Annotated in this window: 21 protein-coding genes and 1 pseudogene; 18 read left to right on the top strand and 4 right to left on the bottom strand. The window is 70.8% G+C overall.

Translation table 11 applies throughout. The features are described 5' to 3' along the window. Nucleotides 1-30 precede the first annotated feature (30 nt). The gene (locus tag HW577_RS02380) at nt 31-276 is read left to right on the top strand and encodes a hypothetical protein (RefSeq protein WP_198374454.1); all 246 of its coding nucleotides are present in this window, start codon (nt 31-33) and stop codon (nt 274-276) included. Between the two features lie 434 nt (nt 277-710). Here the strand turns inward: HW577_RS02380 and HW577_RS02375 are convergent, their stop codons facing one another. Continuing rightward, nucleotides 711-1,397 (bottom strand): DJ-1/PfpI family protein, encoded by a 687-nt coding sequence (locus HW577_RS02375; RefSeq protein WP_198374453.1) that lies wholly within the window; start codon nt 1,395-1,397, stop codon nt 711-713. A gap of 688 nt (nt 1,398-2,085) precedes the next feature. On the opposite strand from HW577_RS02375, the gene HW577_RS02370 reads away from it, so the two are divergent. The 5 genes from HW577_RS02370 (at nt 2,086) to HW577_RS02350 (ending at nt 5,858) form a co-directional block, all read left to right on the top strand. Next, the gene (locus HW577_RS02370; protein WP_198374452.1) at nt 2,086-2,688 is read left to right on the top strand and encodes an OsmC family protein; all 603 of its coding nucleotides are present in this window, start codon (nt 2,086-2,088) and stop codon (nt 2,686-2,688) included. 60 nt (nt 2,689-2,748) lie between these two features. Further along, nucleotides 2,749-3,981, top strand: coding sequence for an NAD(P)-binding domain-containing protein (locus HW577_RS02365; RefSeq protein WP_198374451.1), 1,233 nt, complete (start codon nt 2,749-2,751; stop codon nt 3,979-3,981). A gap of 17 nt (nt 3,982-3,998) precedes the next feature. Next, on the top strand, nt 3,999-5,144 hold the full coding sequence (locus HW577_RS02360) for an NAD(P)/FAD-dependent oxidoreductase (RefSeq protein WP_198374450.1): 1,146 nt from the start codon (nt 3,999-4,001) through the stop codon (nt 5,142-5,144). Next, complete coding sequence (locus tag HW577_RS02355) at nt 5,141-5,584, top strand: MaoC family dehydratase (protein WP_332837352.1); 444 nt, start codon at nt 5,141-5,143, stop codon at nt 5,582-5,584. The genes HW577_RS02360 and HW577_RS02355 overlap by 4 nt, the downstream gene beginning before the upstream one ends. A gap of 118 nt (nt 5,585-5,702) precedes the next feature. Beyond that, the gene (locus tag HW577_RS02350; RefSeq protein WP_198374449.1) at nt 5,703-5,858 is read left to right on the top strand and encodes a hypothetical protein; all 156 of its coding nucleotides are present in this window, start codon (nt 5,703-5,705) and stop codon (nt 5,856-5,858) included. Between the two features lie 23 nt (nt 5,859-5,881). Here HW577_RS02350 and HW577_RS02345 read toward each other — a convergent pair whose 3' ends face one another. Continuing rightward, complete coding sequence (locus HW577_RS02345) at nt 5,882-7,420, bottom strand: winged helix-turn-helix domain-containing protein (RefSeq protein ID WP_198374448.1); 1,539 nt, start codon at nt 7,418-7,420, stop codon at nt 5,882-5,884. A gap of 296 nt (nt 7,421-7,716) precedes the next feature. Between HW577_RS02345 and HW577_RS02340 the strand changes: the two genes are divergently transcribed. From HW577_RS02340 to soxA, 11 genes and pseudogenes are all read left to right on the top strand, one after another. After that, nucleotides 7,717-7,878, top strand: a complete 162-nt coding sequence (locus HW577_RS02340; RefSeq protein ID WP_198374447.1) for a DUF1127 domain-containing protein — start codon at nt 7,717-7,719, stop codon at nt 7,876-7,878. 45 nt (nt 7,879-7,923) lie between these two features. Next, complete coding sequence (locus tag HW577_RS02335) at nt 7,924-8,838, top strand: DMT family transporter (RefSeq protein ID WP_198374446.1); 915 nt, start codon at nt 7,924-7,926, stop codon at nt 8,836-8,838. 16 nt (nt 8,839-8,854) lie between these two features. Next, nucleotides 8,855-9,279, top strand: a pseudogene (locus tag HW577_RS26400) (nuclear transport factor 2 family protein). 192 nt (nt 9,280-9,471) lie between these two features. After that, nucleotides 9,472-9,972 carry a GNAT family N-acetyltransferase gene (locus HW577_RS02325; RefSeq protein WP_198374444.1) on the top strand — a complete coding sequence of 167 codons (501 nt, stop codon included), beginning with the start codon at nt 9,472-9,474 and terminating at the stop codon, nt 9,970-9,972. Between the two features lie 75 nt (nt 9,973-10,047). Continuing rightward, complete coding sequence (locus HW577_RS02320; RefSeq protein WP_198374443.1) at nt 10,048-10,677, top strand: aminotransferase class I/II-fold pyridoxal phosphate-dependent enzyme; 630 nt, start codon at nt 10,048-10,050, stop codon at nt 10,675-10,677. 79 nt (nt 10,678-10,756) lie between these two features. Beyond that, entirely contained in the window at nt 10,757-11,218 is a 462-nt protein-coding gene (locus HW577_RS02315) for a (2Fe-2S)-binding protein (protein WP_198374442.1), read from the top strand. Nucleotides 11,219-11,232: 14 nt separating this feature from the next. Beyond that, nucleotides 11,233-13,416: a xanthine dehydrogenase family protein molybdopterin-binding subunit gene (locus HW577_RS02310; RefSeq protein WP_198374441.1), complete on the top strand. Its 2,184-nt coding sequence runs from the start codon at nt 11,233-11,235 to the stop codon at nt 13,414-13,416. Further along, nucleotides 13,413-13,853, top strand: coding sequence for a sulfur oxidation c-type cytochrome SoxX (gene soxX, locus HW577_RS02305; RefSeq protein ID WP_198374440.1), 441 nt, complete (start codon nt 13,413-13,415; stop codon nt 13,851-13,853). The genes HW577_RS02310 and soxX overlap by 4 nt, the downstream gene beginning before the upstream one ends. 13 nt (nt 13,854-13,866) lie before the next feature. Next, nucleotides 13,867-14,310 (top strand): thiosulfate oxidation carrier protein SoxY, encoded by a 444-nt coding sequence (locus tag HW577_RS02300; protein WP_198374439.1) that lies wholly within the window; start codon nt 13,867-13,869, stop codon nt 14,308-14,310. A gap of 1 nt (nt 14,311) precedes the next feature. Continuing rightward, complete coding sequence (locus HW577_RS02295; protein WP_198374438.1) at nt 14,312-14,638, top strand: thiosulfate oxidation carrier complex protein SoxZ; 327 nt, start codon at nt 14,312-14,314, stop codon at nt 14,636-14,638. Further along, on the top strand, nt 14,635-15,375 hold the full coding sequence (gene soxA / locus HW577_RS02290; protein WP_198374437.1) for a sulfur oxidation c-type cytochrome SoxA: 741 nt from the start codon (nt 14,635-14,637) through the stop codon (nt 15,373-15,375). Before HW577_RS02295 ends, soxA begins: the two co-directional genes overlap by 4 nt. 490 nt (nt 15,376-15,865) lie before the next feature. Here soxA and HW577_RS02285 read toward each other — a convergent pair whose 3' ends face one another. Beyond that, entirely contained in the window at nt 15,866-16,843 is a 978-nt protein-coding gene (locus HW577_RS02285; protein ID WP_198374436.1) for an aldo/keto reductase, read from the bottom strand. Between the two features lie 133 nt (nt 16,844-16,976). Here HW577_RS02285 and HW577_RS02280 point away from each other — a divergent pair, with 133 nt between their 5' ends. Continuing rightward, complete coding sequence (locus HW577_RS02280; protein WP_198374435.1) at nt 16,977-17,951, top strand: Bug family tripartite tricarboxylate transporter substrate binding protein; 975 nt, start codon at nt 16,977-16,979, stop codon at nt 17,949-17,951. A gap of 6 nt (nt 17,952-17,957) precedes the next feature. Here HW577_RS02280 and HW577_RS02275 read toward each other — a convergent pair. Continuing rightward, nucleotides 17,958-18,674, bottom strand: a 717-nt coding sequence (locus tag HW577_RS02275; protein ID WP_198374434.1) for an SDR family NAD(P)-dependent oxidoreductase, incomplete at its 5' end; no start/stop codon positions are given.

The raw sequence follows: 18,674 nt of genomic DNA, 5'->3' as shown, positions 1-18,674 counted from the left end.
CCGCCCGGGCCCATGACCCAGGAGCTTCCGATGAGTCTGCACCTCGCCAACGACTTCCTGCCGACGCGCACCGAGAACACCCGCACGCCGACCATGCTCCGCGGCGCCATGCGCCTGTTCGCCCTGGCCCTGCGGCTGCGGCCGCGTGGCATGATCCCGCCGATGACCCAATCGGGGCGGCTTTCCGCGACCGACCTGCGCGATGTCGGTCTCTCCGCTGATCATATCCGGCAGGCGCCGATCTGGGGCCATGGCGGGATCATGTGGCGGCCGTGAGCAGATCTTGGCTCGACGCGAAGTAAGCCACTACGCCCGGAAGCGCCGCAGCGCAGCGCTCTTAGATCGTCACCCGCTGTGACTGCGTCGCTCGCAACTTCGTCTCACATGGTCGGTTTCTCCTATGCCGATCTGCGCGAAAGCCACGCCCGGCCGGTCAGCCGGGCCGCGAGCAAGGCCGACGCGATGCGGGTCAGCGGCATATCGTCCGGTTGAACGCCCGATCTGCTGCCATCGCGTCCATCATCCGCGCGAGCGCGGTCGCGGGCTCGTGCGCGGTCGGCTGCTTTCGATCAAAGGGGAAACCCGACATGAAAGCCGGGGCGTGCTTGATGCCTCGGCGCGAAAACTCGTTGTCTGGTTCGGCGCGGGCGCGAGATCCCGCCTCGTAAAGGACAACGCTGTCTGGCGCCAAAAGTGGGTGGCACCGAGCGTCAAGAAGGAAACTTCGCCGCAATGGTGCGCAGCGCCGCTTCCCGCCGCGCCACCACCGGCGCGAAGGCGTTGCGCGCCGTGTCGACCACGCGCTGCGGCGCTTTTGCGGGCGAGCCAGCGGAAAAAGGCGGTTCCGGATCGTACTGCATGTAGAGCTGGATACCCTGGGCGACATCTTCCCCCCGCAGGCGCGCCGCCACGCGCAGGGCCCCGTCGAAGCCCGATGTGACGCCCGCCGCTGTGACGAAAGGGCCATCCTCGACGACGCGCTCATCCACGGGGATTGCGCCGATCAACGGCAGCAGGTGATGGCTGGCCCAATGCGTCGTGGCGCGACGACCGCGAAGGAGGCCGGTTGCTCCGAGAAGGATGGCGCCCGTGCAGACGGTGAAGACGAGCTGCGCGCCCTCGGCTTGCCGGCGCAGCCACGCCACGAGAATTGGATCCTGCATCGCGGCGTCTACCCCGAAGCCACCTGGGATGTGCAGGACATCGAGCTGCGGTGCCTCCTCAAGCGTCGCGTCCGGCAGGAAGCGAAGCCCCTTCATGTCGGTCACCGGCTCCACCGTGCGCGCATAGAGGCGCCAGGTGGAGTCGGGCAGCCGCGAGAGCACTTCATGGGGGCCGCTCAGATCCACCTGATCGATGTCGGGAAAGATCACGCTGCCGATGTTCAGGTGGGCCATACGCCGTGTCTCCTGGGTCTGCGCCACGGCACCTCGCGGGCGGCCGCTACGTTGTGAATTCGGTATCGCTGCCGAACATGACCCAAGGCCCTGCAAGATCCAAGGATTGGGCTGCGCCAGAAAAACCTGAGGTTCCGAGAGATGACGGCCGCCGATGCGCACATTCCGCAACGGAAGCCCCGAAAGCGCGGGGATCGCTGGAGACGCCGCACGTTGGGGCGGATCGAGGGCGGTGGTGGGGATGGCGGCGAACCCGCTGGTGCCTGCCAGGCTCGCCGTCCTGAGGCCGGCCGCATCATCAGCGGCTTTTGCCTTCCGTACTGAAACACCCACGTCATGAGGTCCCGGGAGAAATGGCCTCCGGAGAGCGATTTCCGGGCGGCCGCGTGAGCCTGGTAATCTCGCGCCGGCGTAGACCACCGCAGGCCGCGACTAGCGGCTACCAGGGCTCGGAACCTGCGGGCCAAGCCAGCGACCTCGCGAACTGGCCCGTTCAACGAGCCAACGACATCTCAAGACTTCCGCAAGGGCTTCTCCAAGCGCCGACGTTATCGGCTGCCTAGGGTTCAACCACGTCCAACGGAGCGGCACCCATCAGGCCATCCGCCTGACGCCCGAAGGACGAGCAGACCGACTGTCGCCCACCAACAGGCGGCACCGCCGCCGACGAGACCACGGGAGAAGCAAGATGAACGCTGTCACCACCACCGCCGAAGCCGCTGCCCCCGCCACGAAGAAGGAGAAGTCGCCTCTCAACGGAGTAAACACGCCCGCGCTGCTCGCCACCATCGGCGTCGTCGCCGACCAGCCGGCGCTCGCGAAGTTCCAATTCCGCGCCCATGGGCAGTGGAAGTCCGGCACGCACATGCAGGGCACCATGCTCGGTTTCTTCGGCGCCGGCGGGGAGCATGCGCACAAGGCCGCCACCATGGCCGACAGCGACCACCCCGCCGTCCTTTGCGGTGAGGACCAGGGTCCGACGCCCGTCGAATGGATCCTGCATGGCCTCGCCGGCTGCCTCACCGCGGGCATCGCCAATATCGCCGCGGTGCGCGGCGTGACGCTGCATTCGGTCGAATCCTTCGTGGAAGGCGATGTCGACCTGCGCGGAATCCTCGGCCTGTCGGAGGATGTCCGCAACGGCTTCAGCGACGTGCGCGTGACCTTCAAGGTGAAGGGCGACGCGCCGGCCGAGACGCTGAAGGCCATCGTCGCGCAGGCCAAGGCCCGCTCCGCCGTCTTCGACGTCATGACGAACGGCGTGCCGGTCTCCATCGCCGTGGAGGCCTGACGCCAAAGGCCGGCGGCGCGCCCCAGCGCCGCCGACCCCTCGTTCCCAGCGGAGGATCCCATGCGGACCACCGACGCCATCGTCATCGGTGCCGGCCAGGCGGGGCTTGCCATGAGCCATTGCCTGGCGGCGCGCGGCATCGACCACCTGGTGCTCGAGCGCGGTCGCGTTGCCGAACGCTGGCGCTCCGAACGCTGGGACAGCCTCCGCCTGCTGACCCCGAACTGGATGAGCCGCCTGCCCGGCTGGTCCTATCGCGGCGACGACCACGACGGGTTCATGACCATGTCCGAGGTGGTCGCCTACCTCGAAGGCTACGCCGCCCGCGCGCCGGTGGTCACCGGCGTCGCGGTGCATGCACTGCATCGCGCGCCCGCTGGCTATCGGCTGGAGACGAGCGCCGGAACCTTCGCCGCCCCCGCCGTGGTCATCGCCACCGGCCAGTGCGACGTGCCCCACATTCCGGCCATGGCGGCCGAGTTGCCGCGGGCGATCCATCAGGTCACGCCCTCCGGCTACCGCAACCCATTCCTGCTGCCGGATGGTGGCGTGCTGGTCGTCGGAGCCTCCGCCTCCGGCGTGCAGATCGCCGAGGAGATCCATTGGTCCGGCCGTCCGGTCACGCTTGCCGTCGGGCGCCATACGCGCCTGCCGCGGCGCTGGCGCGGGCGCGACATCCTCGACTGGATGGACCGCGCCGGCGTGCTCACCGAACCGGCCGAGCAGGTGCGTGACCTGTCCGCAGCGCGTACCCAGCCCTCGCTGCAGCTGGTCGGCCGGCCTCATCATGCGAGCCTCGACCTCGGCACGCTGCGCGCCATCGGGGTGCGCATCGCGGGGCGCCTCGCCGGGATCGCGGGGGGGCGCGCGCTGCTGCGCGACGACCTGGCCGAGACCACCGCTGGCGCGCAGCGCACGCTCGACCGGCTGCTGGACCGGATCGGCGCCCTGGCCGATGCCGAGGGCGCGCCGGACGAGGCCCCGCCCCCGACACTCGCGCCCTTCGCCCGCACGCCATCCGCGATCGACCTCGCTGCCGAAGGCATCCGCACCGTCGTCTGGGCCACCGGCTTCAGGCGCGACTACGCCTGGCTGCGCGTGCCCGTGCTCGATGCGTCGGGCGAGATCCGCCACGCCGGCGGCGTGACGCCTGCGCCCGGCCTGTTCGTCATCGGTCTGCGCTTCCTGCGCCGGCGCAACTCCAACTTCCTCGACGGCGTCGGCGCCGATGCCGAGGCGCTCGCCGGGGAGGTGCTCGCCCATCTCGCCACCAAGGGCCGTGCCGCGGCCTGAGCAAGCGGAGACCCGCCATGCACCCCACCGAACGCTTCGATGCCGTCGTCGTCGGCGCCCGCTGCGCCGGCGCGGCCGCCGCCATGCTGATGGCGCGCAAGGGGATGCGCGTGCTGGCACTCGACCGCGGGGGCTACGGCACCGACACGCTCTCCACGCACGCGCTGATGCGCGGGGCGGTGATGCTGCTCTCCCGATGGGGCGTGCTGCCGCGCCTGGCCGAAGCCGGAACGCCGCCGATCCGACGCACCACCTTCCACTATGGGGCGGAAGCGATCGCCGTGGATCTGCGCCCCGGCGACGGCGTGGCGGCGCTCTATGCCCCGCGCCGGACGCTGCTCGACAGCGCGCTGGTCGATGCGGCCTGGGAGGCCGGTGCCGAGATCCGCCACCACCACACAGTCACCGCCCTGCGCCATGATGCTGCTGGCCGCGTCGCCGGCGTGGTCGCAGCGGACGGGGCGGGGCATGAGCATGTCATCGCCGCCAGCCTGGTGGTTGGTGCAGACGGTATCGGTTCGGCGGTCGCGCGGCTGACCGGGGCCACGGTGCAGGAGGAAGCGCGCCACGCCGCAACCTGCCTCTATGGCTACTTCCCCGACCTGCCCGACACCGGCACGCACTGGCACTATGCGCCTGGCGCAGGTGCCGGACGCATCCCGACAAATGCGGGGCGGCATGTCGTCTTCGTCTCGGTGCCGCAGGATCGCTTCAGGGCAGAGCTGCGCGGGGACCGGATCGATGCCCTGCGTCGCGTGCTGCGAATGGATTTCCCGGCGCTTGCCGCGGACCTTGGCAGCGCGCTGCCGGATGGGGACCTCATGGCCTTCGCCGGCCGCAAGGGGTTCCTGCGCCAGGCCGCCGGTCCCGGATGGGTGTTGATCGGCGATGCCGGCTACTTCAAGGACCCGATCACCGCGCATGGCATCACCGATGCGCTGCGCGACGCCGCGCTGCTCGCCGAGGCCGCCGTGGCGGGCAGCGCCGCCGCCTTTGCCCGCTTCGCCGCGGTACGCGACGATCTCTCCCTGCCGCTGTTGCGCGTCACGGACGAGATCGCCGGATACGCCTGGACGCTCGAGCAGGCGAAGGCGCTGCACCTCGATCTGAACAGGGCGATGAAGCGTGAGGTCGCCGCGCTGGCTGCCGAGGTCGTGTCGTGAGCGATCCCTGGAGCGGCACTCTCGCCGGCAAGCCGCGGCCCGGCCAGGCGGCCGAACGCAGGCGCAGCACATCCATGGCCGATGTGGAGGCCTTCACCGCCATCACCGGCGATCGCAACCCCCTGCATTACGACGCGGCGCTCGCCGCGGCCTCGCCCTTCGGCGGGCTGATCGTACAAGGCGGCGTAACCTCCGGCCTGCTCAACGCCGTGGTGGCCGAGGACCTGCCTGGCCCGGGCACCGTCTTCCTCGGCGTCGAATGGCGCTTCGTGAAGGCGGTGCGTGTCGGCGACGAGATCGTCGCGCGCGTCGAGATCGTCGCGGTACGCGACGACAAGCCGATCTGCACGCTTGCCACCACCGTGCGCAATGCGGCGGGTGAGGACTGCCTGACCGGCACCGCCGTGACCTGGACAGCGCCGCTGCGTGGCCCGGCGTGATCTCCAGGATATCTCGACGCCGCCGCAAGGCCTTCTGCAAGCGCCGCGGTGCGGGGATCGCGAGACTTCACCTGGCACCGCCGATCCAGGCCGGAGCGCGATCGAGAGGAGACCGAGCATGACCAGCATCACCGCCGTGAAGATCGGACCCACCCGCTGGGCCGGCGCCGAATGGTCCCGCCACATCGCCGGCAAGGCGATGGCCGAGCGCGACGCGAAGCGTGCACCGCTGACATGGCTGGACGAACTGGCCGTTCTCTATCCGCCCTGCTGAACGTCCGGCGAGGCGGGCGGGCCTTACCCGAGGCCCGCCTGCCGCAGCCCGTCCAGGCAGCGCCCGACAAGGTTCTGGTCTGCGCAAAAGAAGAAATCCTCGCGCGCCCTCTCCAGCGTATAGCCCGGCTCCTTCGCGAGCAGCCCCTCGAGGGCGCGTCGCGCCTCGTCCTCGCGCCCCATCAGCCCGAGGGCGGCGACCAGCATCATGTGCGGCCAGGCCTTGGCATTCGGCACGCGCGTCGCGCGCCGCGCGCTGTCCACGGCCTCCGCCAGTTCATCCAGGTCGATATGGGCCAGCGCCCGGGTGGCGTGGAAGCTCGACAGATGCGGATCTCGCGGGCTGAGCTGCGCGGCGCGCTCGACATGCGCGATGCCTTCGCGTGCCCGGCCGCTCCAGACCTTGGTGCAGCCGAGGGCAAAATGCGCCTGGGCGAAGCTCGGATTGAGCGCCACGGCCTCCTCCAGCAGCGCGATCGCCTCCTCGTAGTCGTGGCGGAACGCGTGCACGCGCCCGAGGACGCAGAGGTTCATGCAGTCCTGTCCATCGAGCCCGACGGCATTGCGGCTCGCCTGCAGCGCTTCCTCGAGCCGGGCCTCCCGCGCCTGCCTGTCGCCCACCACGGTTTCCTGCAGCAGAACGTAGGCGAGGCCGCCATGCGCCCGGGCGAAGCCGGGGTCGAGCGCGATGGCGCGGCGGAACATCGCCTCGGCCTCCGCGAGGCCCGGCTGGGTGAAGCCCCACAGGTGGAACAGGCCGCGCTGGTAACAGTCCCAGGCCCCCAGGCTCACCGGCGGGCGGCGCACCGCGGCCTCACGTTCCAGCCGCGCGAGCTCCGGCTCGATCGCCGCGGCGATCTGCTCCGACATCGCGCGCTGGGCCTCGAGCACATCAGCGAGCGGCAGGTCGTAGGTCTCGGACCAGAGCTGCCGCCCGCTCTCGCAGGAGACGAGGTCGGCACCGAGCCGCACGCGATCGCCATGCTTGGCGACGCTGCCATGCACCATGTAGCGGACGCCGAAGGCCGCGCCGATCTCGCGCGCATCCACCTCCCTCCCGCGGAAGGCGGCCGCGGTGTGGCGGCTCAGTACATCCATCCAACGATGCCGCGCGAGCAGGCGGATCACGTCCTCCGTCAGGCCGTAGCTGAAGTAGTCGGTGTCCGGCTCGGCGCTGAGATTGTCGAAGGGCAGCACGACGACCGATGGCCGGGTCGCGGCCTCGCTGCGCGATGGCGCCTCCATCGGCGCGGCAGGGGCTTCGGCGGGCTCCTCCGCGACGGCTTCCGCGACTTCGCCCACGAAACGGAAGCCGCGCTTGTGCACGGTCTTGATCAGAGCCTGGCGCTCGCCATCGTCGCCGATCGCCTTGCGGGCGGCATTGATGCGGCTGCTGAGCGCGGCCTCGGACACGATCCGTCCGTTCCAGACGACGTCGAGCAATTCGTCCTTGCTCACGACGCGGTCGCGGTTGCGTACGAGGTGCAGCAGCAGGTCGAAGACCTGCGGTTCGACATGCACGCGGATGCCGTCGCGCCGCAATTCCTGACGGCGCAGGTCCATTTCGTGTCCTGCGAAGTCGATGCGCATTCCCGAACTCCCCGATCCAGGGGCGCGCGCGGTCTTCGCGGTCCGGGCCACCACGCGCGGCGCGGTTTGTAGCACGTCGGGCAACACTATCGACCGCCGCCTGCAGGCACTCAACACCCGTTGTGCTCCAGGTCACGCGGTTCGCAGAAAACGCGAGGAAATCTCCAGCCATCCGTCAGGCCGGCGCCAAGCGCCGCGCCGCGTCATCCAGCACAAGTCTCCCGCCGCGGCACTCGGTCCGCGGGCCATCAAGGACAGGAGATTGTGCCATGACGACCATCGGATCGCTGATCATCGGCCTGATGCGGATGCACGAGCGCGCGCGGGGCCGGCGCCTGCTGCTGGAGATGGATGCCCGCCTGCTGAAGGACATCGGCCTCGACCGGGTCGGTGCCGAGGCGGAGGCCGCGAAGCCCTGGTGGCGGGACTGACGCGAGAGCGTCTCCCCGTCGCCGCCCCATCCGGAGGCTGCACCCATGTCCACCTCGCCATACGTGCCTGGCATTGCCGCCGGGCTCTCCGCCGCCGCCATCTGGGGCGGCGCACTGGCCGTGACGCGTTTCGGGGTCTCGGGCGAGACGCCGCTCTCGCCCGCCGACATCGCCATGCTCCGTTTCGCAGGCCCGGCGTTGCTGCTGCTGCCGGTGCTGCACCGCGCCTGGCCGAGGATACGCCAGGTCCCGGCGGGGCTGCTGGCGCTGATGTTGCTCGGCGGCGGGGCACCCTTCGTGCTCGTCGCGGGCAACGGGCTCACTATGACGGGCGCGGCGGAGGCGGGGGCGCTGCTGCCCGGGGCGGCTCCGCTCTGCGTCGCGCTTGTCTCCGCGCTGCTCGGGGAACGGTTTGGCGCGCTTCGTGTCGCTGGGCTGGTGATGATCGGCAGTGCCGTCGCAACCGTCGTCGCGCCATCCCTCGGTACTGGTGGCGAGGCACAATGGCAGGGCTACCTGTTGCTGCTCGTCGCCGCGATGCTGTCGGCAGGCTATACGATCGCGCTGCGGCGCAGCGGGCTTGGTCCTTGGGAGGCGGCGGCCTTCGTCAGTGCGGGGTCGGTGCTCGGCCTTGGGCCCTTCTATCTCATGGCCATGGAGCCGGGTGTGATGTGCGCGGCCTGGCATGACATCGGCGTGCAGGCAGCGTTCCAGGGCCTGGCGTCCGGCATCCTCGCACCGGTTGCCTTCGCCGCGGCCGTGAGGCGGCTTGGCGCATCGCAGGCGGCGGCGTTCGGCAGTCTCAGCCCAGGCGCGGCATGTGCCGGCGGCTTCGCGCTGCTCGGAGAGGTGCCGACAGGCCCGACGGTCGCGTCGGTCGTCGCCGCCGGGCTCGGCATCATTCTGATGGCATGGTCGCAGCACGGGTCGCGTCTGCGGCCGTGGTCAGGCCGAGCATAGTTTCGACCGCGCCCCGATGTCGCGCCGGCAGCGATTTCGCCCGGCACATGTAGCGCGTGTACGCCGGGGCGGGGGTTCTGGATCGGATGGCGAGCAGGAGGCAATCAGCGAGACCGTTCAGCACTACGTGGACGGCGGAAGGACCGGCAGGGGCGAGCTGATGAAGCCGGCCTTCCACGCCGACGCGACCATCTTCGGCTATGTCGGGCCGGATCTCTTCGCCGGCCCGATCCAGGGGCTGTTCGACTGGAACGACAGGAACGGCGCGGCGAGGACGTGGTCGTGAACGTGACCATCCTGCAGGTGGTCGAGACGGTCGCCGTGGTGCGCGTCGAGGCGGACAACTGGACCGGTCAGCGCTACACCGACTTTCTCGCGCTGCTGAAGGTCGATGAGCACTGGAAGATCATGCAGAAGGTCTTCCACCACCACGCCGCCTGACGCCCTGACCAGGCACAGTCAGCGTTGCAACCGGTGCAGCAACGCCGATCGGCTCCTGGTCGCGTACCCGGATTGCCCAGCCGACCGGACGTCCGGGCAGCACCAGGGGAGGCCAGCCCATGGCCGGAATCCGCGTCGCCGACAGATCCGACGAGCCCGGTGTCTTCGGCGTGATGACCCTGGCCTTCGCGAATGATCCGGCCTGCCGGTTCCTGTTCCCAGATCCAGTACCTGACGTTCTTCCCGGAATTCGTGCGGCTCTACGGCGGTCGCGCGTTCGACCATGGTGGTGCCCACGTCATCGCGGGGCACGGCGGGGCAGCGCTGTGGCTGCCGCCGGATGTGCATCCGGACGATGAGGCGCTCGATCACCTGATCGAACGCGGCGTCGCACCTGCCGCCAAGCCCGAAGTGCTTGCGGTCCTCGCGGCGATGGCGTCGTACCACCCGGAGGAGCCGCACTGGTTCCTGCCGCTGATCGGCATCGATCCGCGCCAGCAGGGCCAGGGCCACGGCATGGCCCTGATGACCTACGGGCTCCAGGCCTGCGATCGCGACGGCAGGGCGGCCCACCTCGATTCATCGCATCCGGACAACGTCCCGTTCTATGAACGCTTTGGCTTCGAGCTTCTCACGACGATCGAGATCGGCGGGCATCCGCCGATGTATCCCATGCGACGTCGCGCACGATGAACCAATCGTCGCCGGGGCGACGGCGCGTCCAGCGGGTCTGACCGGAAGCACCTTCCCATCAGGGCGGAGACCGACATGCAGCTTTCCTTCGAAGTCGACCCGTCGGCGCCGATCTCGCTGCAGAACCAGCTGGTCGGGCAGATCAGCACGTCGATCACGACCGGGCGCCTGAAGGTCGGCACACGACTGCCGGGCACGCGCGCGCTCAGCGAGCAGCTCGGCGTGTCGCGCAACACGGTCCTGCTGGCCTATGCCGGACTTGCCGCCGAGGGCTTCGTGGAGACGCGCGAAGGGGCCGGCACCTTTGTCAGTCCAGCATCGCCCGAGCCACCGAAGTTCACCACGCCCGCGACGACGACCGCCCCGCACGCGGCGACGCCCGCGCCGATACCAACACCGCCGCCTATCGTCTGCGATTTCGAGCTGGAGGGGATCGACCCCGACCTGTTGCCAAGCGTGGCGTGGCGCCGCCTGATGATCCGGCGGATGCAGAGCGCGCGCTTGAACCTCACCCGCGCCGGCGACCCCCAGGGCGCACCGGAACTGCGTGCTGCGCTGTGCCGCTTCCTCGGCGCGACGCGCGGCATGTCGGTGGAGCCCGGGCAGGTCGTGGTCGTCTCCGGCATCCAGCAGGCGATGACCGCGGTGGGGCAGATGCTCGTGCGCCCCGGCAGCGGGCCGGACCACCCGCGCGCGGACCGGTAGCGAAAACGCCGCGAGGGAGGCTATGGTCCCCCCGAGCCGAGGCGAGCAGCGCGTCTCGGGCAGGGAGCACGCCATCGCCATGACCCGCCTCAACGTCAACGGACGCCTTGTCGAGGTGAACGCCGACCCCGACACGCCCCTTCTCTGGGCAATCCGGGACCATGTCGGCCTGACCGGCACGAAGTATGGCTGCGGCATCGCCGCGTGCGGCGCCTGCACCGTGCACATCGACGGGCAGCCGATCCGCTCCTGCGCCACGCTGCTCTCCGCGGTGTCCGAGACCCAGAAGATCGTGACGATCGAGGGGCTGTCGCCGGACGGCAACCATCCGATCCAGCGCGCTTGGCGGGAACTCGACGTGCCGCAATGCGGCTTCTGTCAGTCCGGCATGATCATGGCCGCGGCCGCGCTGCTTGCCGAGAAGCCGCAGCCGACCGATGCCGACATCGACGAGGCGATGACCAACATCTGCCGCTGCGGCACCTACAATCGGGTACGGGCCGGCATCCATGCGGCCGTGCGCGGCCGGACCTCGGGCTGAGGAGCGCCGCCGCCATGAACAAGATCGACCGCATCCGCCCGTCGCGCCGTTCGCTGCTGAAGGGCGCGGGCGCGCTCGTCGTCGGCTTCCACCTGGCGCCGAAGGGCGCGCTGGCGCAGGCCGCCGCCACGCCGGCGCAGACGCCCGAGATCAACGCCTGGGTCGTGGTCCATCCGGACGACCGCATCGTGCTGCGCATGGCGCGTTCCGAGATGGGCCAGGGGACGCGCACCGGCCTGTGCCAGATGATCGCGGAGGAACTGCACTGCGACTGGTCGCGGATCGAGACGGAATACGTCACGCCCGGCCAGAGCCTGGCGCGCAACCGCGCCTGGGGGAACTTCCTGACCGCCGGCAGCCAGGGCATCCGGCAGAGCCAGGACTATGTCCGCCGCGGCGGCGCCGCCGCCCGGATCATGCTGATCGAGGCCGCGGCCAGCCAATGGGGCGTGCCGGCGGCGGAATGCTCGGCGCGGGACAGCGTCGTCACCCACGCGCCGACCGGGCGGACGCTGCGCTACGGCCAGCTGGCCGCCGCCGCCGCGCGCCTGACGCCGCCCAATCCCGTGCCGCTCAAGGACCCGCGGGAATGGACCGTGATCGGCCAGTCGAAGCCGCGGCTCGACACCGCGGCCAAGACGACGGGCGCGCTGGTGTATGGCGCCGACCTGAAGATGCCGGGGATGCTTGTCGCCGTGCCCCGGCGCTGCCCGGTCTTCGGCGGGCGGGTGAAGTCCTTCGACGCGGCGGCGGTGCGCAACCGCCCCGGCGTGCGGCACGTGCTGGCGGTGGGCGAGAATGCGGTCGCCGTGGTCGCGGACACCTTCTGGCAGGCCAAGACCGCGCTCGACGCGCTGCCGGTGGAATGGGACGGGGGCGAGAACGCGCGCGTCTCCTCCGCCACCATCGATGCCCGGCTGACCGAGGGGCTGGACGCCGCCGAGGCCTTCGTCGGCAACAGCCAGGGCGATGCCCGCGCGGCCATCGCCGGCGCGGCGCGGAAGGTGGAGGCGGTCTATTCCTACCCCTTCCAGAACCACGCGCCCATGGAGCCGATGAACGCGACCGTGGTCTGGACGCCCCAGCGCTGCGACGTCTGGTGCCCGACCCAGAACGGGGAGGCGGCGCTTGTCGCGGCCTCCCAGGCCGCCGGCCTGCCGCAGCAGCAATGCGACATCCACCGCATGGACCTCGGCGGCGGCTTCGGTCGGCGTACGACGCATGACTGGCTGGCCGATGCGGTGCTGATCGCCAGGCAGGTCCCGGGCGTTCCCATCAAGACGATGTGGACGCGCGAGGAGGACATGGTGCAGGGCCGCTACCACCCCGTCACCAAGTGCAAGCTCACCGCCGGCCTCGACGCGAATGGCGAGGTCACCGGCCTGCACATGCGCATCTCGGGGCAGTCGATCCTGTCCTTCGTCTTTCCGAACGCGCTGCAGAACGGCCGTGACCCGGTGCAGTTCCAGGGGCTGAACGCGAGCGGGGCGGAAAGCGCGATCGGCTATACCTTCCCCAACCTGCTGATCGACCACGCCATGCGGAACACGCATGTGCCGCCGCATTTCTGGCGCGGCGTGAACCACAACCAGAACGCCATCTACCTGGAATGCTTCCTGGACGAGGTCGCGCACGCGACGAACCAGGACCCGCTCGCGCTGCGGCGCAAGCTGATGGCGAACCACCCGAAGCACCGCGCGGTGCTCGACGCGGTGGCCGAGCGCATCGGCTGGGGCGGGCCGCTGCCCGCCGGCGTACAGGGCCGCGGCATCGCGCAGCAGATGGGCTTCGGCTCCTACGTAGCCGCCGCGGCGGAGGTTTCGGTCAGCCCGCGCGGCGAGCTCACGATCCACCGCATCGTCGCCGCGACCGACTGCGGCGTCGCGGTGAACCCGAAGCAGATCGAGATGCAGGTCGAGGGGTCCTTCGTCTATGGCCTCTCGGCGCTGCTCTATGGCGAGTGCACCGTGAAGGACGGCGCGATCGAGCAGACCAACTTCGACACCTACAACGTGCTGCGCCTGGCGGAGATGCCGAAGGTCGAGACGATCGTCATGCCCTCCGGCGGCTTCTGGGGCGGCGTGGGGGAGCCGACCATAATGGTCGCCGCGCCGGCCGTGCTGAACGCGATCTTCGCGGCGACCGGCAAGCGCATCCGCTCGGTGCCGCTGAAGGACCAGGACCTGCGGCGCGCTTGACGGCGCGCGGCGTCGTCCTGCTCGCGCTGCTGCTTGCCGCCGCGCCGGCGGCGGGCCAGGTGGCGTCCTTCGCGGTCACGGGCGACGCCATCGCGGCGCCGCTCGAAGGGCGCGTCGGGAATGCGGCGCGCGGCGCGGCGGTGGTGAGGAACCGGGAGACGGCCAATTGCCTGATCTGCCATTCCATCCCGGACGCGACCGAGCGCTTCATGGGGGAGGTCGGCCCGCCGCTCGCCGGCGTCGGCGCGCGGTTGACGCCAGGACAGATCCGCCTGCGCCTGGTGGACCCGACGCTGCTGAACCCGGCTGCCGCGATGCCAGCCTACCACCGGGTGGACGGGCTCGCGAATGTGGATCCGCGCTGGCGCGGGCGGCCCGTCCTGTCGGCGCAGGAGATCGAGGACGTCGTGGCCTACCTGGCCACGCTGGGGGACTAGGACGATGAGACGTATGCCGCGACGCACGCTGCTCGCCATGCCGCTGGCCGCCGCCGGGCCGCGCGCGGCCATAGCCCAGCGCCCCCCGGCCGAGGATTTCGCGGCGGCCGAGCGCACCATCCTCGCCGGCCGCGCGCCGCGCGCCGACGGCATCGCCCTGGAGGTGCCGCAGCTGTCGGAGAACGGCAATTCGGTCGACATCGCGGTGAAGGTCGCGAGCCCTATGACGGCGGCCGACCACGTCACGGCCATCCACATCCTGTCGGAGAAGAACCCGGTTCCGCGCGTCGCGACCTTCGCCCTCTCGCCGCGCGCGGGGCGCGCCGAGGTCGCGACGCGCATCCGCCTCGCGACCACCCAGACCGTCACGGTGCTGGCCGAGACCAGCGCCGGCGCAGTCCACCGCGCCTCGCGGGAGGTGATCGTGATCCTCGGCGCCTGCGTGGACGGGGGCTGAGATGGCTGCCAGCATCCCCGCCCGCATCACCCTGCCCGAGACCGCGCGGCGGGGGGAGGTTGTGAGCGTGCGCGTCCTGGTGCGCCACCCGATGGAACGCGGCTTCGACGGGCCCGGCCTGACGCCCCTGCCGCGCCACATCCTGCACACCCTGCGCGTGACCTATGCGGGGGAGGAGGTGTTCCGCATGGCGCTATCCTCCGGGATCGCGGCCAATCCCTATGTCGAGTTCACCACGGTCGCGACCGAGACGGGCGACCTGGTGTTCGAGTGGCAGGAGGATGGCGGCGCCGTCTACCGGCGCGAGGCGCGCCTCGTCGTGACGTGATCCGCGCCGCCGCCGGCTTCGCCCTGCTGGCCTGCGCCACGCTCGCCGGGGCGGCCGAGATCAGGCCCTCGCGCGATTATCTTTCCCCGGAACTCCGCGCGCAGCAGGACGATCCGTCGCGCCATCCGGGATGGCTGTGGGTCGAGGAAGGGGAGGCGCTGTGGCGGCGCGGCGCGCGCAGCTGCGCCTCCTGCCACGGCGACATCGCGGGGATGCGGGGTGTCTCGGCGCGTTACCCGACGGTTGCGGCAGACGGGGCTTTGCTGAATCTCGAAGGCCGGATCGAGCGCTGCCGAACCGAACACCAGGGCGAGGCCGCCTTCGGCTACGAGAGCGAGCCGCTGCTCTCCCTCACCGCCGCCATCGCGCAGCGGTCGCGCGGCCTGCCGGTCAGCGTCGCGACCGACGGGCCCGCCGCCGCGTTCCTCGAGGAAGGGCGGCGCCTGTTTGGCATGCGGCAGGGGCAGCTCAACCTGTCCTGCGGGCAATGCCACGACGATAATGCCGGTCGCCGGCTGCGCGGCGACGTGATCTCGAACGGCCTGCCCACCGGCTATCCGGCCTATCGGCTGGAATGGAACACGCTGGGCTCGCTGCATCGCCGGCTGCGGGCGTGTTCGCTGGGCGTGCGGGCGGAGCAGTTCCCGCTGGGCTCGCCCGAATACCTGGCGCTGGAGCTGTTGCTGGCCGCCCGGGCGAACGGGCAACCGGTCGAGGCGCCGGGGCTGCGGCGCTGAGGGGGTCAGGTCACTTTCAAGGTGCGGAACCTGGCAAGTGGAATGCGAAACACGGCAAGTGCCCACCGGGTTGAAACCGGCCTTGGACCTAGGTGCTTGAGTCACGTACCAAATCGGCCAAGTCACGAGCCCGGGAGAGAATTCGCCGCCGGAGAGCGATTTTCGGCCGCCTCGGCTTCAAGCCGGTCAACAAGTCCAGCCTGGAAACCGCAGAAAACCTGCGTCTCAGCGCGACGGTCTGCCAAGGAGAGAGCGGGTTGGCCATGGGAACTGGCGGACCAAGCGCCATTCGAATCTTTGGTACGTGGCTGACCGCCTACGCACCCATTGCTACGCATTCGCACCAGTTCGCAGGTTCGTCGCATACGGGACGCCAAGCCTTCCCAAATCATTCCACGCGTGCGGCGCAGCGTTGCACGGATCGTGACGGCACGCCCTGGCAGCAACGGCGCCCGTCAGCTCCATTGCAACCAAGGCGCAGGTTCGACCGTCAGCCCGCCTGGATCGCCGCGATCATCCCAAGCGCCTCCGCCGGCAGCGGCCCCTTGGTGATCGCGGCCACGGCGTGGTCGAGTTCGGCGCTGCTCGAGGTGCCGACCAGCACCGTCGGGATCTCCCGCGGCATCGCGGCGTAGCGCAGCGCGAGTTCCACCAGGTCCGTCGCGTGGCCGGCCTCGATCACCGGCAGCAGCCGCCGCGCCGCGGCGACATCGGCGGCGTAGGATGCGCCGGAGGCGATCGGCGCGACCGAGGGCACGCCGAGCGCGCTGCGCGCCTCGCTCCCGCTCAGCGCGCCGCCGGCGAGGATGCGGATCGCCATGACGCCGACATCGATCGACGCCGCGTGCCGGATGCAGCCGCCGAGGTCCGGCATGGCCGATCCCGCCGGCAGTGGCACGAGGCCGCTCGGGTTGAGGATGTTGTAGGGCATCTGCGCCGTCGCGAAGCCGCCCTGCTCCAGCACGCGGCGGATCTCGCTCGCCTCGCCCAGGCCGGTGATGCCGTAGTGGCGGAACTTCCCCCCATCGCGCAGCCGCTGCAGCACCGGCACCGCGTCGTGCAGGATGGCGTCGGCCGTGAAGGTCGGCGGCGCGCCATCGCGCGTGATGGGCTCGTGCAGGTGCAGGATGTCGACGCTGTCGCGCCCCAGCCGCGCGAGGCTCGCCTCCACGGACGCGACGATCGCGCCGCCGATGTCGCCGCGCTGCTCGCCGCGGATGCGCACCTTTGTGCCGACCGTGACCTTCGCGTTCAGACCCTTCAGGGCGCGGCCGAGATTCGTCTCCGACACGCCATCCCCATAGGCCGCGGCGGTGTCGAAATAGGTGACGCCCTGGTCGATGGCGCGGCCGATGGCGCGGTCCTGCTCGGCCGCCGTGCCCTTCACCATCAGCCCGCCAATCGCCCCGCATCCGTAGCCGAGCACCGAGACCATGATCCCGGTCCGTCCCAGTCGCCGCTGTTCCATCAGTTCCCGTCCCTTCGACCGGCCGCGATGCTGCGCCGCGCGCGCAGGTGCCGCAAGCGCGCGCCATTGCCGCGCGGCCGCCGCGATGCAAGGCTGAAGCCAACGGCCGCAGATGCCGGACGGAGGAAGATCCATGCTGTCACGCCGCCTGCTGCTTGCGTCCCCTGCGCTCGTCGCGCTGCACCGCCCCGCCCTTGCGGCCTATCCCGACCGGCCCATCCGCGTGATCGTGCCCTTCGCCGCGGGCGGAAACACCGACATCCTCGCGCGCATCCTGACCACGTCGATGGCCGAGCGCCTGGGCCGACCGATGGTCGTGGAAAACCGCACGGGCGCGGGCGGCAGCGTCGGCGCGGATTTCGTCGCGAAGACGACCGCCGATGGCTACACGCTGCTGTTCGGCGCGGGCGGGCCGCTCACCGCGAACCCGGTGCTGCAGGCCAACATCCCCTATGACGTGCTGCGCGACTTCCGTCCCATCGGCCTGGTCGGCATCCTGCCCATGATCTGCCAGGTCAGCGCGCGCACGCCGGCGCGCTCGCTCACCGAGTTGCTGGCGCTGATGCGCGCCCGGCCGGGGCAGGTGACGGTGGCGACGCCGGGCAGCGGCAGCGCCGCGCATCTCGCCCTGGAACTCGTCATGGCCGGGGCGAATGTGCGCGCGACGCATGTCCCCTATCGCGGCGGCAGCGCCATGATCCCGGACCTGATCAACGGCACGGTCGATGCCGGCATGGTGGAACTGCCCTCCGCCCTGCCGCAGCACCGCGACGGCTCCGCGCCGATCGTGGCGATCGCGGCGAAGGAACGCTCGCCCGTCCTGCCCGGCGTGCAGACTTTCATCGAGGCCGGGCTGCCCGGCTTCACCGCCGGCAGCTACGGCGGGCTGCTCGCCCCTTCCGGCGTGCCGGCGGAGGTGACGACGGCGCTCAGCCGCGCCCTGCTCGCGACGCTGCAGGACGCGGCCGTGATCTCCCGCATCGCCGAGGTCGGCGCCGTGCCGAGCGCGCCCGCGCAGCGCACGCCGGACGGCTTCGCCGCCTTCCTCGCGCAGGAACTGGAGAATGCCCGCCGCGCGGCGCAACTCGCCGGGCTGCGCCCGTCCTGACCGGCGTCAATCCGCCGTCCAGCCGCCGTCCACCACCAGCGCCGAGCCGGTCATCAACGCCGAGGCGTCGGAGGCGAGGAACAGGACCGCGCCCATCAGGTCCTCGACCTGGCCGATGCGGCCGAGCTTGATCTTTGTCAGCACGCTCGCCTTGAAGGCGGCGTCCTCGAAGAAGGGCTTGGTCAGCGGCGTCTCGATGAAGGTGGGGCCGAGCGTGTTCACGCGGATGCCGTGCGGGGCGAGTTCCACCGCCATCGCCTTGGTCAGCCCCTCGATCGCCCATTTGGACGCGCAGTAGATGGTCCGGTTCGCCGCGCCGACATGGCCCATCTGGGACGAGACGTTGATGATCGACCCGCCGCGCCCCGCCGCGAGCAGCCGCCGCGCGACCGACTGGGCGAGGAAGAAGGCGGCACGGAGGTTCAGGTCCATCACCGCGTCGAAATCGTCCTGCGTGACGTCGACGAAGGGCTTCGGCCGGTTGGTGCCGGCATTGTTCACCAGCACCTCGTAGGGTTCCCGCGCGGCGATGGCGCGCGCGGCGGCGTCGGCGTCCAGCACGTCGAGCACCAGCGTATCGGCCGCCCCGCCGCGGGCGCGGATCGCCTCGGCCGCCGCCTCGATCTCCCGCGCGGTGCGGGAGAGCAGCGTCACATGCGCGACCGGGAGAGCGCACGCCTGAACCCCAGCCGCACTCGAACCGGGGGAGGCGCCCGCTGCCCG

The organism is Neoroseomonas rubea (genome assembly GCF_016106015.1).
Lineage (GTDB): Bacteria > Pseudomonadota > Alphaproteobacteria > Acetobacterales > Acetobacteraceae > Neoroseomonas > Neoroseomonas rubea.
This window is presented reverse-complemented; position numbering and strand designations above follow the sequence as displayed.

Coding starts and splice junctions, on each gene's coding strand:
- HW577_RS02380 (WP_198374454.1), top strand. CDS start 31: ATGAGTCTGCACCTCGCCAACGACTTCCTGCCGACGCGCACCGAGAAC.
- HW577_RS02375 (WP_198374453.1), bottom strand. CDS start 1,397: ATGGCCCACCTGAACATCGGCAGCGTGATCTTTCCCGACATCGATCAG.
- HW577_RS02370 (WP_198374452.1), top strand. CDS start 2,086: ATGAACGCTGTCACCACCACCGCCGAAGCCGCTGCCCCCGCCACGAAG.
- HW577_RS02365 (WP_198374451.1), top strand. CDS start 2,749: ATGCGGACCACCGACGCCATCGTCATCGGTGCCGGCCAGGCGGGGCTT.
- HW577_RS02360 (WP_198374450.1), top strand. CDS start 3,999: ATGCACCCCACCGAACGCTTCGATGCCGTCGTCGTCGGCGCCCGCTGC.
- HW577_RS02350 (WP_198374449.1), top strand. CDS start 5,703: ATGACCAGCATCACCGCCGTGAAGATCGGACCCACCCGCTGGGCCGGC.
- HW577_RS02345 (WP_198374448.1), bottom strand. CDS start 7,420: ATGGACCTGCGCCGTCAGGAATTGCGGCGCGACGGCATCCGCGTGCAT.
- HW577_RS02340 (WP_198374447.1), top strand. CDS start 7,717: ATGACGACCATCGGATCGCTGATCATCGGCCTGATGCGGATGCACGAG.
- HW577_RS02335 (WP_198374446.1), top strand. CDS start 7,924: ATGTCCACCTCGCCATACGTGCCTGGCATTGCCGCCGGGCTCTCCGCC.
- HW577_RS02325 (WP_198374444.1), top strand. CDS start 9,472: ATGATCCGGCCTGCCGGTTCCTGTTCCCAGATCCAGTACCTGACGTTC.
- HW577_RS02320 (WP_198374443.1), top strand. CDS start 10,048: ATGCAGCTTTCCTTCGAAGTCGACCCGTCGGCGCCGATCTCGCTGCAG.
- HW577_RS02315 (WP_198374442.1), top strand. CDS start 10,757: ATGACCCGCCTCAACGTCAACGGACGCCTTGTCGAGGTGAACGCCGAC.
- HW577_RS02310 (WP_198374441.1), top strand. CDS start 11,233: ATGAACAAGATCGACCGCATCCGCCCGTCGCGCCGTTCGCTGCTGAAG.
- HW577_RS02300 (WP_198374439.1), top strand. CDS start 13,867: ATGCCGCGACGCACGCTGCTCGCCATGCCGCTGGCCGCCGCCGGGCCG.
- HW577_RS02295 (WP_198374438.1), top strand. CDS start 14,312: ATGGCTGCCAGCATCCCCGCCCGCATCACCCTGCCCGAGACCGCGCGG.
- HW577_RS02285 (WP_198374436.1), bottom strand. CDS start 16,843: ATGGAACAGCGGCGACTGGGACGGACCGGGATCATGGTCTCGGTGCTC.
- HW577_RS02280 (WP_198374435.1), top strand. CDS start 16,977: ATGCTGTCACGCCGCCTGCTGCTTGCGTCCCCTGCGCTCGTCGCGCTG.